Origin of the sequence: Xenorhabdus santafensis (assembly GCF_033949405.1) — a bacterium.
Taxonomy (GTDB): Bacteria; Pseudomonadota; Gammaproteobacteria; order Enterobacterales; family Enterobacteriaceae; genus Xenorhabdus; species Xenorhabdus santafensis.
Map to the genome: position 1 here is coordinate 58,769 of NZ_VCDN01000092.1, position 17,219 is coordinate 75,987.

At 43.8% G+C, this 17,219-nt stretch carries 12 protein-coding genes; 7 read left to right on the forward strand and 5 right to left on the reverse strand.

Annotation, left to right across the window (positions count from 1 at the left end; genetic code table 11):
• Positions 1-274 precede the first annotated feature (274 nt).
• The 5 genes from recQ (at position 275) to FE392_RS17305 (ending at position 7,251) form a co-directional block, all read left to right on the forward strand.
• A complete protein-coding gene (gene recQ / locus FE392_RS17285) occupies positions 275-2,101 on the forward strand; it encodes an ATP-dependent DNA helicase RecQ (protein ID WP_319931434.1) in 1,827 nt (608 codons plus the stop codon).
• A gap of 251 nt (positions 2,102-2,352) precedes the next feature.
• Positions 2,353-3,351 carry a lysophospholipase L2 gene (pldB, locus tag FE392_RS17290; protein ID WP_319931435.1) on the forward strand — a complete coding sequence of 333 codons (999 nt, stop codon included), beginning with the start codon at positions 2,353-2,355 and terminating at the stop codon, positions 3,349-3,351.
• Positions 3,352-3,372: 21 nt separating this feature from the next.
• Positions 3,373-4,173, forward strand: a complete 801-nt coding sequence (gene yigL, locus FE392_RS17295; protein ID WP_319931436.1) for a sugar/pyridoxal phosphate phosphatase YigL — start codon at positions 3,373-3,375, stop codon at positions 4,171-4,173.
• 579 nt (positions 4,174-4,752) lie between these two features.
• Positions 4,753-6,150: an MFS transporter gene (locus tag FE392_RS17300; RefSeq protein WP_319931437.1), complete on the forward strand. Its 1,398-nt coding sequence runs from the start codon at positions 4,753-4,755 to the stop codon at positions 6,148-6,150.
• A 69-nt stretch (positions 6,151-6,219) separates the two neighbouring features.
• A complete protein-coding gene (locus FE392_RS17305) occupies positions 6,220-7,251 on the forward strand; it encodes a LacI family DNA-binding transcriptional regulator (protein ID WP_319931438.1) in 1,032 nt (343 codons plus the stop codon).
• A gap of 61 nt (positions 7,252-7,312) precedes the next feature.
• Here the strand turns inward: FE392_RS17305 and FE392_RS17310 are convergent, their stop codons facing one another.
• Positions 7,313-8,524: an MFS transporter gene (locus FE392_RS17310; RefSeq protein WP_319931439.1), complete on the reverse strand. Its 1,212-nt coding sequence runs from the start codon at positions 8,522-8,524 to the stop codon at positions 7,313-7,315.
• 482 nt (positions 8,525-9,006) lie between these two features.
• Between FE392_RS17310 and FE392_RS17315 the strand changes: the two genes are divergently transcribed.
• Positions 9,007-9,360 (forward strand): DUF805 domain-containing protein, encoded by a 354-nt coding sequence (locus FE392_RS17315; protein WP_319931440.1) that lies wholly within the window; start codon positions 9,007-9,009, stop codon positions 9,358-9,360.
• A gap of 294 nt (positions 9,361-9,654) precedes the next feature.
• On the opposite strand, the gene FE392_RS17320 is transcribed toward FE392_RS17315, so the two are convergent.
• The 4 genes from FE392_RS17320 to rsgA form a co-directional block, all read right to left on the reverse strand.
• Positions 9,655-10,872, reverse strand: a complete 1,218-nt coding sequence (locus FE392_RS17320) for an MFS transporter (RefSeq protein ID WP_319931441.1) — start codon at positions 10,870-10,872, stop codon at positions 9,655-9,657.
• Between the two features lie 12 nt (positions 10,873-10,884).
• On the reverse strand, positions 10,885-14,223 hold the full coding sequence (gene mscM / locus FE392_RS17325) for a miniconductance mechanosensitive channel MscM (protein ID WP_319931442.1): 3,339 nt from the start codon (positions 14,221-14,223) through the stop codon (positions 10,885-10,887).
• 41 nt (positions 14,224-14,264) lie between these two features.
• The gene (gene asd, locus FE392_RS17330) at positions 14,265-15,173 is read right to left on the reverse strand and encodes an archaetidylserine decarboxylase (RefSeq protein ID WP_319931443.1); all 909 of its coding nucleotides are present in this window, start codon (positions 15,171-15,173) and stop codon (positions 14,265-14,267) included.
• 94 nt (positions 15,174-15,267) lie between these two features.
• Positions 15,268-16,326: a small ribosomal subunit biogenesis GTPase RsgA gene (rsgA, locus tag FE392_RS17335; RefSeq protein ID WP_319931444.1), complete on the reverse strand. Its 1,059-nt coding sequence runs from the start codon at positions 16,324-16,326 to the stop codon at positions 15,268-15,270.
• A 109-nt stretch (positions 16,327-16,435) separates the two neighbouring features.
• Here rsgA and orn point away from each other — a divergent pair, with 109 nt between their 5' ends.
• A complete protein-coding gene (gene orn / locus FE392_RS17340) occupies positions 16,436-16,981 on the forward strand; it encodes an oligoribonuclease (protein ID WP_319931445.1) in 546 nt (181 codons plus the stop codon).
• The last annotated feature ends 238 nt before the right edge of the window (positions 16,982-17,219 follow it).

Below are 17,219 nucleotides of genomic sequence, written 5' to 3' on the forward strand. Positions count from 1 at the left end.
TAAGAGATATGATGAGTAATATACGCAATGGATTTCAAATTGCATCAAAGTGGCAAGGGAATTCATCCCCCGGAGCATAAATGACCGTATGTGTATAAAAACGGTGACCGGAATGAGCGAACATAGCCAACAAAGAGGCAGTGTGGAAGACGAAGCGTATAATCTGCTGGATAAACAGTGATATTCAATATACAGGCGCTTGGATTGCGGCTGTATTTTTTACAGCCTTTTTTAAGGTTTTTTCAGGGACAGTTTTCAAAGATTGAGGAAAGGCGTGTCTACCGCAGAACTCATCAGCACGGCATCGCTGGCTGAACAAGCATTAAGAGAAACATTCGGATACCAGCAATTCCGGCCGGGGCAGCAACAGGTTATCGACGCCGTTCTCGGTGGGCAGGATTGTCTGGTTGTGATGCCAACGGGCGGCGGCAAATCCCTTTGTTACCAAATCCCGGCTTTGGTTAAAAATGGACTGACTCTGGTGGTCTCTCCACTGATTTCACTGATGAAAGATCAGGTCGATCAACTGAGGACGAATGGCGTAGAAGCGGAATGCCTGAATTCGACCCAAAGCCGAGAGCAGCAGTTTGATATTATTCAACGTTGCCGACAAGGGCTTATTAAACTGCTTTATATTGCCCCTGAGCGCTTGGTGACTGATAACTTTCTTGATCAGCTTGATGGTTGGCAGCCGGTTTTATTGGCGGTCGATGAGGCTCACTGTATTTCCCAATGGGGGCATGATTTCCGCCCGGAATATCGGGCTCTGGGGCAACTTCGTCGTCGTTTCCCCAACCTTCCTGTGATTGCGTTGACAGCAACGGCAGATAAAACAACTCGCCAAGATATCGTGCGTTTATTGGAACTGCATGATCCGGTTATCCATATCAGCAGTTTTGATCGCCCCAACATTCGTTATACGTTGATCGAAAAATATAAACCACTCGATCAGCTTTGGTCATTTATTCGTGGTCAACAGGGCAAGAGTGGGATCATTTACTGCAATAGCCGCACCAAAGTGGAAGAAACCGCAGAGCGCTTGCAAAAACGGGGCTTGAGCGTGGCTCCCTATCATGCAGGGTTGGAAAATAACCAGCGGTCGTGGGTGCAGGATGCTTTCCAGCGTGACGATTTGCAGATAGTTGTAGCCACTGTTGCATTCGGCATGGGGATCAACAAACCGAATGTACGCTTTGTCGTGCACTTTGATATTCCCCGCAATATTGAATCTTATTATCAGGAAACGGGGCGTGCGGGCCGGGATGGATTGCCTGCTGAAGCCGTACTTTTTTACGATCCAGCGGATATGGCTTGGCTGCGCCGTTGCCTGGAAGAAAAACCTGCCGGCGAACAACAAGAGATAGAGCGGCATAAACTCAACGCAATGGGAGCATTCGCCGAAGCCCAAACTTGCCGCCGCTTGGTTTTGCTGAACTATTTTGGTGAAAGCCATCAGACAGCTTGCGGCAACTGTGATATCTGCCTTGATCCTCCCAAGCGTTATGATGGTCTGGTGGAGGCACAGAAAGCGCTGTCCTGCATTTATCGCGTTGGGCAGCGTTTTGGGATTGGCTATATTGTAGAAGTCCTGCGCGGTGCAAATAATCAACGTATCAGGGACTTCGGACACGACAAACTGCCGGTTTATGGCATCGGTAAAGAGCAGGGGCAGGAACATTGGGTCAGCGTCTTGCGCCAGCTTATTCATCTGGGGCTGATTAGCCAAAATATTGCCAACTACTCTGCATTGCAACTGACAGAAGCCGCCCGGCCAGTATTGCGGGGAGATGTACCTTTGCAGCTTGCTGTTCCACGTATCCAAACCTTGAAAAGCCGCAATCAGCAAAACAAATCCTACAGCGGCAACTATGATCGTAAGTTATTTGCCAAGTTGCGAAAACTGCGTAAGTCCATTGCTGACGAAAACAATATTCCCCCTTTTGTTGTCTTCAATGACGTTACATTGATTGAAATGGCAGAACAATGTCCGATAACGCCAGATGAACTTTTGCTGATTAATGGCGTTGGTCAGCGAAAACTGGAGCGTTTTGGTGATGCCTTCATGACACTTATCCGCGAACATTTTGAAGGATTCGAATAGTTGGAAGGACTTTCATGGCCCAAAGGTATATAGCCTATGGATTTCAAGATGCGTCGCGGCGGCAAAGGAATGACAAATTAGTCGGGAACGTATTTGAACAGCCAAAGGTCGAGAGGCAGGAGCCTCTCATAACCTCCGGGAGCATAGATAACCGTATGTTTATATAAACGGTGACCGGAGTGAATGAGTGCAGCTAACAAAGGGGCAACTTGAAAGACGACGGGTATAGGTGGTTAACAGAGGATGATAAATTGGTACCGGAGATATTGAAAGCAAGTTGGTTAAATCGAGAACCTCAGTTCTCTGCTTTCACAAATGGATTGTTACTGGATTTTTGGCAAACAAGAGAAGAACGGCAATTTATCGGGGTTGATGATGTGTCGATCCATTATGTCTCCTTTTGTGCTCCCCACCACGATAAAACACTCGTGATTTTACCCGGCCGCAGTGAAAGTTACGTTAAATACCCTGAAGTGGCCTACGATTTTTACCATCTGGGCTACGATATTCTTATCATTGACCATCGTGGGCAAGGTCGTTCAGGGCGTATGCTGGATGATCGGCAAAAAGGGCATGTCGAATTGTTTGATCATTATGTGGATGATTTTGCCAAACTTGTCGAGCTGGAACTGGCACCACGCCAGTCTCATCGTTGCTATGCCCTGGCTCATTCAATGGGAGGCGCTATCCTGAGCCGTTATTTATTATGTCACCAAAATCCTGTTTTCCGTGCTGCGGCACTGTGTGCCCCCATGTTTGGCATCAACTTGCCAATGCCCCGCTGGCTGGCAAATTTTCTGGTCAATCAGGCAGAGCCTAATACTCAAAAACGCAACGCTTACGCATTATCAACCGGTCGTTGGCGGCCCTTGCCTTATCTTATCAACCTGTTAACGCACAGTTATGCTCGTTATCAGCGTTATTTACGCTATTATGCTGATTATCCTGAATTACGTCTTGGTGGGCCGACTTACCATTGGATGCGTGAAAGTATGCTGATGGGCGATAAGCTGATTGAGAATGCGGATAAGATTCAGACTCCACTCATGATTCTGCAAGCGAGTGAAGATAAAATAGTGAGTAATCGGGAGCTACTGGCTTTTTGCGAATTAAACCAAAAAGCCGGAACAGGAAAAGAAGAACAAAAGCCTCTGGTCATCCAAGGGGCCCATCACGAAATCCTGTTCGAAAAAGATGTATTGCGGGCACAGGCCCTCAATGCGATTTGTGAGTTTTTTGACCAGAACTGATTTAGTTTAGGAACTATAACTATGTATCATGTTGTTGCTTCAGACTTAGATGGCACGCTGTTGTCTCCCGACCATAAATTGACGTCATATACCAAGGAAACATTGAACCTATTGATCCAGCAAGGTATCCACTTTATTTTTGCAACAGGGCGTCATCACATTGACGTAGGGCAAATTCGCGATGGATTGGGCATTGATGCTTACATGATTACCTCCAATGGTGCCAGAGTCCACAATGCTCAGGACGAATTGGTATTCAGCCATAACTTGCCGTCTGATATTGCCCATGATTTATGCTTGCTGGAGTTCGATAATCCCGATGTCCTGACTAACTACTTCAATAACGATGATTGGTTAATTAATCGCGAAGCGCCAGAGCAGGAAGAGTTTTTTCAGGAATCAACTTTCCATTATCAGCTTTTTCAACGTGATAGCTTCCCGACAGATGGTGTATGCAAGGTTTATTACACTGGTGAAGACCATGATTACTTAGTGAGTCTGGAAGAAAGAATTAAAGCGCGTTGGGGAGAAAAAGTGAACGTCAGCTTTTCACTGAGAAACTGTCTGGAAGTCATGGCTGGTGGCGTATCTAAAGGCCATGCATTGGAACAGGTTTGCCAATCAATGGGTTACCAATTAAGCGACTGTATCGCGTTTGGTGACGGCATGAATGATCAGGAAATGTTGAGCATGGCGGGCAAGGGTTGCATTATGCAGGGTGCCCATCAACGTTTGAAAGACATGTTGCCGGATATGGAAGTAATTGGCTCCAATGCTGATGATGCTGTCTCTCATTATTTGCGGGAAATGTATCAAGTTTGAAGTTAATAATTTGAATTGAAAAAAAACAGCATCCCATCAGATGCTGTTTTTTTTCAGCTTGGATAATAACTGATTAATTGAGGTATGTATTAATAAGCTATGTTATTTGTTTTAACTTCTTATGAAAGCGTTTCACTTTATTTTTCTGACAAACCACTAAGTGAAAGGAAATACTTTTAATTGGAAAATATTTTTAAGATAAAATATCAATGCATATTGATGATGAGTGCATTTTTATGTTTTTGGTTTAATATGTCTTAAATGTCATTTTGATTAATATTTTGTCTTTCTAAAATTAAAATAAAAAGATTATTTGTCTTTTTTGTTAAGGGCAGAGGCAAGGTTTATTACGGTAAGAAATAATTTTTATTAATTGGTGTTAAATTTCATTAATTACAACAATTAAATTTTAACTGATATTTGTGATTGAGATTAAATTATTCAATGCTTCTATTTGAATAATCTACGCGAGTAGATAAATTTATGTATAAAAAACATTCATGAATAACAATAATATTTTATTATATACCTCGTTGGAATTAAATTTTTGCTGTTCCAACATTCAGGGAATGCCTTGCAATGCCGTATGAAAATACGGCATTGGCTGTCACTCAAATACAGCATGCTTCCGAAGCATGTCTGGCAACCAAAGAAGGCCGGGAAGGATTTAGGCGAGCCATTTTTTCCTGTTGGTTAGGGACAACAATGGAATATGCCGATTTTGCCTTGTACGGATTAGCGGCCGGCATTATTTTTGGCGATGTTTTTTTTCCTGAACTGTCATCCACTATTGCCCTTTTTGCCAGTTTTGCAACCTATTCTGTAGGCTTCATTGCTAGGCCGATTGGTGCGCTTGTGTTCGGTTGGCTGGGCGATCGGAAGGGCCGCAAAATCGTCATGATGATGACGGTTATCCTGATGGGGGTTTCAACCACACTTATCGGGCTTATTCCAAGTTATGCTCATATTGGCATTTTGGCCCCAACCTGCTTGGTGGTCTTGCGGTTTATGCAAGGTTTGGGGGCAGGTGCGGCGTTATCTGGTGGAACAGTCATATTGGGAGAGTTTGCACCACCGGCAAAAAGAGGGTTAGTTTCGTCCGTTATTGCCCTTGGATCAAACAGTGGAACATTACTGGCTTCATTGGTTTGGTTGCTGGTGTTGACGATGGATAAAGAGGTTTTACTGGATTGGGGTTGGCGCATTCCTTTTTTAGCCAGTGCATTGATTGCGATAGCAGCACTCTATATTCGTCGATACATGAATGAGACACCTGTTTTTGAACGCCATAAAGCTATGCTGGCTGAACAACGTTTGCATTCATTATCCGCCAATGAAAAACAGCAATTGGATGTTGAAAATCAACCTTTTTGGCTGCGAACAAAAGCATTCTGGTTAATGGTTGGTTTGCGAATCGGTGAAAATGGCCCATCGTATTTGGCTCAAGGATTTATTATTGGCTATGTCGCCAACGCGCTGATGTTGGATAAATTTATACCTACAATAGCCGTATTCATTGCATCCATTCTGGGATTTTTGATAATTCCACTCTCTGGTTATCTTTCCGATCGCTTTGGTCGCCGCATCACCTATCGTTGGTTTTGCTTGCTACTCATACTTTACGCATTTCCTGTTTTCCTTTTACTGGAAAGCCGTGAGCCCATGATTGTTATTCCGGCGATTGTAGTCGGGATGGGGTTGGCTTCGCTGGGCATATTCGGTGTTCAAGCCGCATGGGGAGTAGAACTTTTCGGGGTTGCAAACCGTTATACAAAAATGGCGTTTGCAAAAGAGCTGGGATCCGTATTATCGGGAGGAACCGCCCCCTTAATATCTTCGGCACTATTGTCCTTTACCGGGCATTGGTGGCCGATAGCCTGTTATTTTGCACTGATGGCATTGATTGGGTTTATCACGACATTCTTTGTACCAGAAACGCGCGGCAGGGATCTCAATTTAGTTGAGGATGCTATTTAGCACTCCCAGATGATCTTGATTTTTTATCACCTTGATTTTCTACTTTAACTTACGGACTTCGGAGATCTTATGAATGCACTTCTGAAAAGAGTGACACGTAGTGATGTTGCGAAAGAAGCCGGAACTTCAGTCGCTGTCGTCAGCTATGTTATCAACGGTGGCCCGCGGCCTGTTGCTGAAGCGACGCGCCAGCGTGTGCTGGCCGCGATTCAAAAAACCGGATACCGACCCAATGGCATTGCGAAGGCTTTGGTTTCTGGTTCGACACATGCTTACGGCCTTATCTTGCCAAATATTGGCAACCCTTTTCTTTCGTCTGTTGCTTATGCCTTGCAACAAGAGGCTTTTAAGCATGGTCAGGTATTATTACCCGGGGATTCAGGAGATAACCCCCTTCGTGAAAAAGATCTGCTCAACAATTTACTTAACCGACAAATTGATGGGCTCCTGTACACCAGCGTTGATCGCCATCCTTATATCGACCTGATTCAGGCCAGTGGAACACCTTGTGTGATGCTGGATTGGGTAAACGCAGGCTCAAATGTCAGTACAATTCGTGTCAACGAACGCATTGCCGCATTCAAAGTTACCCAACATCTTGTCCAGCATGGCTATCGTGATATTGCCATTATCTGCGGCCCCTTGGATATGTTGAATACACAAGACAGGCTGTCTGGCTGGCGTGATGCTCTATCTCAAGCCAATCTGGTGGTTCATGATAAATGGATTTTTTCTACAGAATATACCCGTCAGGGTGGTTATGACGCCACTTTGCAAATGCTGAAAGGGAAACGGCCTCGTGCATTATTTGCGACCAATGAATTACAGGCTTTTGGATGCCTGCGGGCTTTGGCTGAGCATGGCATAGCGGTGCCTGATGATATTGCCTTAGTGTGTTTTAATGCGACTCAGCAGTCGCTGTTTAATGTGCCTTCTTTAACTGCGGTGAGACAGCCTGTCGACAAAATGGCTCGAACAGCTATCGAAATATTACGGACCTGGGATGGGAAAGCACAGGAGCGTGAATTCGAATTTGAATTACAAATTGGTGAATCCTGTGGCTGTAAATCCAGGCCATATATTGGGACTGCCAACGGGTGAATTCATGTGGTAGTCCATGACATGCCGCCCATCACATTAAAATGACACCGCCACACCCACCTTAACTTTGAGTAGGCATAGTGGAGTTTCTCTCTAAGTATCTCCTGAAGAGTAACCCGATGGGGGCAATCATGCTGATTGCAAAAACATAATTCCATACCTTCTGATAGTCGTTGATAAAAATCAAAGGGATTAGCCCCGTTGCAATAATCCTTCCGCATAATGTGAAAAATTGCCCATATGAAAATGCACGGCCAATCAACCCCGACTCCACTTCACGCAATATAAGGTTATTGCTCGAAATCCGTGCCGCAGAATTACAAAACCCAAAGAAAAAACCGCCAATGATAATGAATTCAAATGTCGGATGGAGGGCAATAACACCCAGCGTTAAAGCAAAAGTAGAAGTAAAAAAAAGTACCAGATTGCGTTGGGAATAACGGTTGGAAACCCTTCCCATAATGAAGCCCACCAATATGGCACCACTGCCATATATGATTCCGTAGTAAGCAAAAGAGCTTATGGGTTTATGGAGCACATCACTCATAAAGGGGGCTTGAATAGCAGTGGTTGTCATGATGCAGATAAACGGAATAGCCCCCATTGCCATATAGAAAAACAGTTCTGTTTTTAAAAATGAAAGCGGGAGCTTCGGTAATGGATGTCGGCGATTTATTCTGTCGGTAGCGATTTTAGAAGTATAAGGAATAACCACCAACATCATCATAGAAATAAATGCCATGCCTGCCAGCAGTATAAAAATGCTTGTACTGGTTAATGAACCAGAGAAGACAATAACCAGAAAAGACGCTAATAGCACCGAAGATTGGGATTCAATCTCAAGAATGGCATTAATGCGGTACAACTGGCTTTCCTTAAAGACATCTTTGATAAACCCCTGTCGGGTGGTATAGAAAATGGCATAGTAAATTTGAATAAATAAATAGGCGATAATCAGGGAATACAAGCGGTTTAAAACAAGATAGTCAGAAAAAGAAAGAAACAGGAAAAGTACCAAAATGATGACAGTGATAAATATGAGGATCGATTTTCGGCTGAAAGAATCAATCAGTTTTCCAATAAAAGGCGTTAAAAAAAGGATTAAGATAGCAGAAAATGTGGCAACGGTAGCAAGGAATGTCGGATCAGCCGCATTGTTGCTGATATACCACGGAATAAGATACATCCCGATAGAAACGGCAATTGATGAAAATAAATTTGATATCAAAAAAAATGCCATCAATAGCCAAGGTCGGCTAGATAAAATTTTCATGTCGTCTCGAATATAGGGTGAGTGAAATATGGGAGATTTCAGCTATTGATGATAGGTTCTTGTTAATTTTATGTAAATGGATGGCCTAGAGATACAGCACTTTTTGGCTTTTCCTTTTGCAGGAATTAAATCAACAAGTTTCATAGGTTTTTTACTTATTTTTAATAAGTAACTAAATAAACTATTTCATTGGAAATATAACCTGATGCTAAGCAGTATTAATAATGAATTAATGGGCTTTATTTGTTAGATAGATTCTAGTATAGATTTGATATGAGTAATAGCTAATTGTATTATTTTTTTTAAAATTCGCATTGGGAAAGATTTTTCAATCAGCCATTCAAAGAATTTATGAATAATATGAGAATGAATCATAAATAATATAAAGTAGACTTAAAAATGTAAATTAGGGTAAAATTCATTATCCTTTTGTAGTTTGCTTGCTTTTCTTTTTTACAATATTATTTCAATAAAGTGGTGTTATGAATTGGTATCTTAATGTTTTAAAAAATTATGCTACGTTCTCAGGACGTGCGCGCCGTAAAGAGTATTGGATGTTTTATCTGTTTAATATCATCATGATATTAGCACTTACTCTTGTAGGTTCAATAATCGACGAAAGTCTAGGTGTAGTATTTTACGGTATTTATGTAATTGCTACTTTGATTCCAAGCCTTGCAGTAACAGTACGTCGTCTGCATGATACTAATCGCTCTGGCTGGTGGTTCTTATTAGTGTTTGTTCCAATAGCGGGTATTGCTGTATTTGTATTTACTCTGCTGGAAGGTACACAGGGTGATAATGATTTCGGCTCTGATCCAAAAAGAACACTGTAATTTATAGTATAAACATACTACCTAGTTTGCTATGTAATAAAAAACACCGCCTATTATTTTAGGCGGTGTTTTTTTATAAATATATTTTTATAAGTAACTTTTCATATACCCATTGGGTATAGCCATAAATTCCAAATTTACTTCAAGGGCGCGTCAAAAAAAGTGGGCAATGCCAAAAAATCACTAAGTTCTGTCTTTTGGGCGATAAAAAATATTATTTTTAAATCGATTATAACTCCGTCGGCGACAAATAGCGGGGTGATTATTTCTACTTTAGTGGTTAAATTCAATGAGCTATAGGGTTTTACGGAGTTTTTGGTAAATCACTAACCCTGCCAATACTGTGGCCGCCATTATTAGGGGTGTTTGTCTGGCAAGGCTGGATTCCAGTAGGTAACCGAAGCAAAGATAGCCAACAGGAACAGCAAGGACGCGTGTGGAGGAAAATAGTGTCATCACTCTGCCAAACAGATTTTCAGGGACTTGGCGCTGGATCAATGTAACTTCTACGGGAGCAGAAAAACCAATACACATGCCGATGGCAAAAAGCTGGGTGAATAGAGTGTATTGCCCGCCAAACAAATTCGAGGGCATCAGGCTCATAGATATCAGACATAATGCGAGTGTTCCATAGCCAGAGAGGATGATGTGGTTGTTGGAAAAATGTTTCCCGTAAGCGCTGTACAGCAATGAAGAGAGTGTGGTTCCGACACCAAAACAGGTCATTGAAACACCGAGGCTCCAAACAGAGTTAAATTCTTGTTTGTTGATATATGGTAAATACACAATCAGGAACGGTGTGATAACAATATTCACTACCGAACTAATGATAAGTACCGAAGAAATTTCTTTTTTGGATTTTATGTAGCTGAATGTTTCAAAGAAATAATGATGCGGTCGTACAGGCATTTTAATCACTTCATGAATATCGGCGACAAAATGTTTTTTCAAAATAATGATGCCCAGCGCAACGATCAAAAAACTTATCGCATCGAAATACAGGGCGTTGATTGTACCGAGCAGCGCGATAATCAATGATCCAATAATAGGGCCAATCAGATCACAAATATTTTCAATCGTGCTATTGATCCCGTTGATCAATTCATGCTCGCTTTTATTCTGTTTTATCTCTTTTGCCAGCATAACGTCTTTTGCCAGACGTCCGGGAAGATCCAAAATGGTGGAAAATATCAGCAGGACAGCCAGCAGATAAAAGTGCAGGATATCCAAGGAATAAAACACAGGGATCAGCAGAACACTCAGGAAATTGACTAAATCCGACAACAGTGAAATGCGGTATGCCCCGTATTTATCTACCAGTGGGGCGCTAAAGAACATGGAAAATATCAGTGGCAATATTTTTGCCGACATCACCGTAGCAACCAGCAGCGGGCTGCCTGATATTTCCAGAATTAGCCATGGAATTGCGATTTCCGTAATGGCGTTCCCCAAGATGGAAACGCCATTAAATACCAGTAATCCACTTACTTGAAAAGGTATGCGCCTGTTCATATTGAAGGGAGTTTAGAGTTCTCCTGGTTTTCGTGGTGGATTGCGGCCCTGGTAGTTCGCGGTAGAGCTGCGGATCTCCTGCCCGAAAATATCAACACGTGCCTGAAATGGCGGGAATGGCAAGGTGATATCATGTTTGCTGAATTCCTGCAAAATATGTTGATGAATTTCGTGACGTGCTGGCATACGATGCCCCATTTCGGCCGCATAGGCACGCAGCTCATAAATTTGAATACCTTGTTGTAAATCGACCAAATAGACTTCCGGCATCGGGTTATCGAGTATCAAGGGCGAATTTCTGGCCGCGGACATTAATATGTCCGTTACATAGGCTGAATCTGTACCTACTGGCACAGGGACAGTCAAGACGATACGGGTAATGGTATCGGACAGCGACCAGTTGATGAATTGTTCTGTAATAAAGATTTTGTTGGGAACAACTATCTCTTTTTTGTCCCAATCAGACAGTGTGGTTGCCCGTGTGTTGATCTTCATGATGCTGCCGGTTAAGCCACGGATAGTCACGGTATCACCGATCCGGATTGGTTTTTCAAACAAGATTATTAAGCCGGAAATAATATTGGAGAAGATCTCTTGTAAACCAAAGCCAAGACCAAGCCCCATTGCAGCAAACAACCATTGGAATTTCGACCATTCAAAGCCGATCAGGGAGAAACCAACCAGACTGCCAATCAGGGTGATACCGTATTTAGTCAGTGTCGTAATGGCATAACCTGTACCCGGCCCCAGCTCCAGATGTTGCAGTAAAGCGAGCTCCAGTAATGCTGGCAGGTTGCGGACAAGTTGTGTGGTAATGATGATGACCAGAATAGCGATTAACACCGCCCCAATCGTGATGGATTGAATGCTATTGATGCCGTTAGTCGTTGTGCTGACATTCCAAAGTGAAATGCCCTCAAGGAAAGAGAAGGCTGAATGCAATTCAGACCACAGCAGGATAAGCGAAACCAGCGCTATCATTGTCAGGATAGAACGAATCAACCCTAGCGATTGGGCACTCATTGCATCCAAATCAATAACGGGTTCCTCAATCTCAATTGCGCCTTCGACACTGCTATTGATACTGGTGGTATCTTCTTCACTCTTGGCGCGTTGTGCCAGAATATCTGCCCGGCGTTGCTTGGCGCGTTCAAAGGCGATTTTGCGCCGCTGGATCAGCATCCATCGACGGATAATATGATAGATGACCAGCAGGAAAAACCAGATGGCAACAGAGGTTTCCAGGCGTGCCAACAAGGCCTGCGATGTTTGCAGATAACCGAGACACGAAGCAAATGCGGCTAAGATCGGTGCAGACAGCAGTATCCACCATAAAACAGAGTTGATGATATTTTCACCTGAACCGTGCTTGTTCATATAAAGCGGAATACCTGCACGCTTTAAGCTATTGGTCACCAGACTCAGGGAAATACAGAGCATCACGAAACACAGCCTGCCAAGGGTGGACATGAACTCCTGGTCGTTGTAATGCTTGAAGGTGATCAATGCCATCATGAGAGGCACTATCAGGAAAATGGACAGGCGATAAAAGCGCATTGCCCGTTTTATACGCTCTTCTGGCCAACGAAAGTGGGCGATAAATAAACCGTTGGGATGGGTAAATGCAGCACTTAGCATAAAGACCCATAGAACGGGAGTTGTTTCTTGCACCCCATTGCCGATGGCGTTGGCAATGGGATATTGCCAGGCATTTTGCAATCCATTGCCAATGGCAGACCAGAGCATAGGCACAGGCAGGGCAACAATGATAGACCAAAAAACAGTACGCAAGGTCAGGGCAAAATGGTCTTGAGTCACTTTTCCAATGCGATTGCTGGAACGTTCAAGATAAGCATGGTACTGGCGGCGCGAGCTAATGCTAAACACCACAATTAGCAGAGTTCCCAGCAAGTAGAGCAGGGTATTTTGCGTGGTTAGCATGCCGTGGATCGCGGCTCCCAGTTGTGAGAATGTATCCAGGGACAGCAGGCGTGTCAGATTTTGCACGACCAATAACGGATAATTCAATGGGATGGTATCAACATCTGCCAGCCAGAACAGATAACGATGTGACGCATCTTGTACTTCTGCCAGTAGGTCGCGCAACTGGTGCGTTGCAACCTTCAGCTTTGTCAGGGCCAGTGTTTCGTTGTCATATCCTGAAAGCAGAGAGTTTAGCAGTTCTTTCCGGGTTCGAATAAAGGAATCATAAACTTGCTTTTGCACAGGTGTCAGCGTGCTGTAAGCAGGCGCACTGGGCTCAATCTCCTGCTGTTCCAGCATATTTTCATACTTCAGCCTTTCAATCTGAACTTCCGCAATGTTTTTATCAAGCTGCCGAAATTTGGGTGTGTCAGGAATTGGGGGGATTTGCGCCCTTAACGTTTCACCAAAAGTGCTGGAATCGTTTAACCATTGGGCCTGTTCACGGATGATATTCAGTGTCTGGGTAATTTGCTGGATATCAGCAGCGACTTTACGCTGTTGTGAGCCAATGGCATCCATGCGTGTCGCTTGCTTGCTGAGCGTTTGTGATAATTGGCGATTTTTTTGCAGTTCATCTTCAAAAAAGTGGGGAAGTTTTTCACCGCTTTGTTCTGCCAGCATTTCAGTACGTTCAAGTGCAGATTCCGTTTTTTGCTGGCGTTGGTCATTTAACTGGTTGTTTAATTGTTGAAGTTTTTGATCCAGTCGTTGATAGATTTTTTTTAATAGCCCAGCGCGTATGCGTGCAATTTCCAGTCGATTACTGGCAGAGAGCTGCGCCATTTCCAATTCCGCGGCCATCGCTTTGCGGGCATTGACTTCCGCCTGAGTGAGCGTCAATTGTGCTTCGGCCAGCGTGGTAGTGGGCGTTCCCAGCGTTTGGAGGCGGGCTATTGCTTCAGTCAGCAGACGTTTTACCTCAACTTGCTGTTGAGGCAATGAATTCATGGAGTCACTGATTTTCCGGATCTGATCCTGTTCATCCTGTAATTGCTGCCCCTTTTCCTGTAATTCATTGCTGGTTTGTTTAATTTGCTGTTCTAGCTTGCTGATAGATTGATTGGCAGGAACGGAAGAAACAGTCTCGCTTTCGGCAATGATTTTTTGTCGCAGGTCTTTAATGATGGATGGGAATTCATCAATGGCCTGTTGGTATTTTTGGGTGCGCTCATTAGATGCCTTGGCATCGTTAGCCAAATTGGCTGCCCCTTGAAGTATCTGCGCGACTTCAGAGTATTCTGACTGCTTACTGCCATCGGTTTGCTTCAATTCTTGCTTTAGCTGATTTCCACTCAACGGTGGCAGAACAGCAAAAGCCGGAGTTGTCAGTAACAGGCAGAGGAGAACACTGATAATCAGACGCACAATAAGGGGCTCCTTAAGTCTAAAATTAGCTGACGATGTCTTTATTCATTCACTGTTTCATCAATGTTGATCGCCGTTTCTTCATCGGTAACAGATTGAGCCATTAAGCCACCCATTCGGGTTTGTGAACCGCTGTATAAATTATTGGCGAAATTAATCTGATTGGAAGCAAACAGGTTAATTACTGTTGAGCCGAGTTTGAAAAGACCCATTTCTTCCCCTTTCTTGAGGGAAACAGCCCCTTCCTGACCTTCTGACGGATAAGTCCAGCGTTTGATGATGCCTTCACGCGGAGGAGTCACACAGCCACTCCAAACGGTTTCAATGCTGCCTACAATGGTTGCACCAACCAGAATTTGTACCATTGGGCCGAATGCCGTATCAAATAAGCAGATGATACGCTCATTGCGTGCAAACAGATTCGGCACATTAGCGGCGGTCAATAGATTGACTGAAAACAGATCACCAGGAACATAGATCATTTCTTTGAGTACGCCATCGCACGGCATATGGACACGGTGGTAATCCTTTGGGGATAGGTAGGTAGTAATGAACTGCCCATTGCAGAATTGCTTGGCCATTTGGTGTTGCCCGGCCAACAATGCTTCTACGGTGTAATAATGGCCTTTGGCCTGAATAATTTGATCTTCTCGGATTGCCCCAAGCTGGCTGACAACCCCGTCTGCCGGCAGTGCCAGCTGATGCGCTCCATCAACAATCGGGCGTGTCTCTTCTTTCAAGGGGCGAACAAAAAATTCGTTGAATGTTGAGTAAGCGGTGAATGAAGGATCTTTCGCTTCATTCATATCCACTTTATAGGCTTTAGCGAAGGCCTTTATTGCAAGTTGCGTCAGCCAGCCAGCTTTTTTATTGGCGAACCAGCCTGCCAAATTTGTAATACATTGCTTTGGCAGTAAATATTGTAGTTTGATTTTAATATTATCCAGCACGTCAACCTCTTTGACTTTCTCTTGGCAAATTGGACAAAAGTCTACTATTGTACCTGCCATTATTTTTAATGTCAGGGTCTTGTTAATTATTGTCTTATTTTTCGCCGCCTGTGAAATTTCTGCGCGGTTTAACTTGTGACATACTTTCCAGAATTCGATGGTAATTTTCGAAACGCTCTTCTGCGATGGCATCTTGTTCCAACGCTTCCCTCAAAGCACAGCCTGGATCATCTTGATGCTTGCAATCGCGGAATTTGCATCCGCCAAGGTATTTGCGGAACTCAATAAAGCCTTGTGTCACTTGTTCTGGCGTTAAATGCCATAATCCGAATTCACGTACACCCGGAGAGTCGATGACATCTCCTCCCAGAGGGAAGTGATAAAGGCGCGCGGTTGTGGTGGTATGTTGGCCCAATCCGGAATTATCAGAGACGACATTGACCAAAATATCCGCTTTACCATCCGGCAGAAGCGCATTGAGCAGGCTTGATTTCCCAACGCCGGATTGCCCCGCGAAAATACTGATTTTGTCTGCCAGCATTGCCGTCAGTTCAGGCATGCCTTCACCGGTATAGCTGGAAACTTCCAGTACGCGATAGCCGATATCGCGATAGATATCCATCACATTGTTAACCCATTCACGGCTTTCGGCATCAAGTAGATCGATTTTATTGAGGACGATCAAAGGCTTGATATTAAGTGTTTCGCATGCGACTAAATAGCGATCGATAATATTCAGTGAGAGTTCAGGCAAAATAGCGGAAACAATCACGATCTGGTTGATATTTGATGCAATGGGCTTAATGCCATCGTAATAATCAGGGCGAGTAAGAACAGAAGTACGCTCATGCACCGCTTCTACAATCCCGTTGATTTTTACGTCAGATTGGCGTTGCAGAGCGGGCCGCCATACAACGCGATCGCCGGTCACCAATGAGGTAATGGTTCTTCTGATGTTGCATCGCTGTATAGAAGAATCTGCGGCCTCAATATCGGCATGTTGCCCGAATCGGCTGATCACCAACCCTTCTTGTGGCTCACCAAGTTGGCTGTCATCCATCTCTGGTTTATGGGTATCAGCCTTGTTCAGCCTACGCTGATGGTTGGCTTGCACACGGCGTTGCTGCCCTTTGGAGAGTTTATTTTTAGCCACCGAACCTCACTTATTTCACCTATCTTGCTGATTATCGCTGTGTGTAATCAAAAACGTTATGATACATCACGGATACAGACTACCTGTTTGAAGGAAACTAGGATATATCATGTCAAAAAGTGAGAACAATCTTATCTGGATAGATTTGGAAATGACTGGGTTAGATCCAGAGCGTGATCGCATAATTGAAATTGCGACCATAGTTACTGACTCGGAGTTGAATATCCTTGCGGAAGGGCCTGTCATTGCGGTACATCAGTCTGATGAGCAATTGGCATTGATGGATGACTGGAACGTCCGGACGCATACTGCCAGCGGGTTGGTTGAACGTGTGAAAAAGAGCCAGTTCGATGATGCCGAGGCTGAAAAAGCGACGATTGCTTTTCTTGAGCAGTGGGTTCCGGCGGGGAAATCACCTATTTGCGGCAACAGTGTCGGGCAAGATCGCCGTTTTCTGTTCCGTTATATGCCCGAATTGGAAAAATATTTTCACTACCGCTACTTGGATGTCAGTACGTTGAAAGAGTTGGGGCGCCGTTGGAAACCTGAAATGTTGGCGGGGTTCAGCAAGAAAAATACTCATCAGGCATTGGATGATATCCGGGAATCCATTGCGGAGCTGGTGTATTACCGCGAACATTTTATCCAAAAGTAGGTGAGTCAGGGCACTGCATTGGGTAGATAACAAAATCTGTGATTGGTGGTTAAGCGGATAATTTGCTGGTTTAATCATCAATCAGAGAAAAAAACGATTTTTTTTGTGTATTAGGGCTTGTCAGAAGAATAATTCTCCGTATAATGCGCTCCCCGTACCGGAGAAGAATTTCAAAAGTACCAAACAACGTACCAAAATATTTCATATCGAAATGTAAGCGGGAATAGCTCAGTTGGTA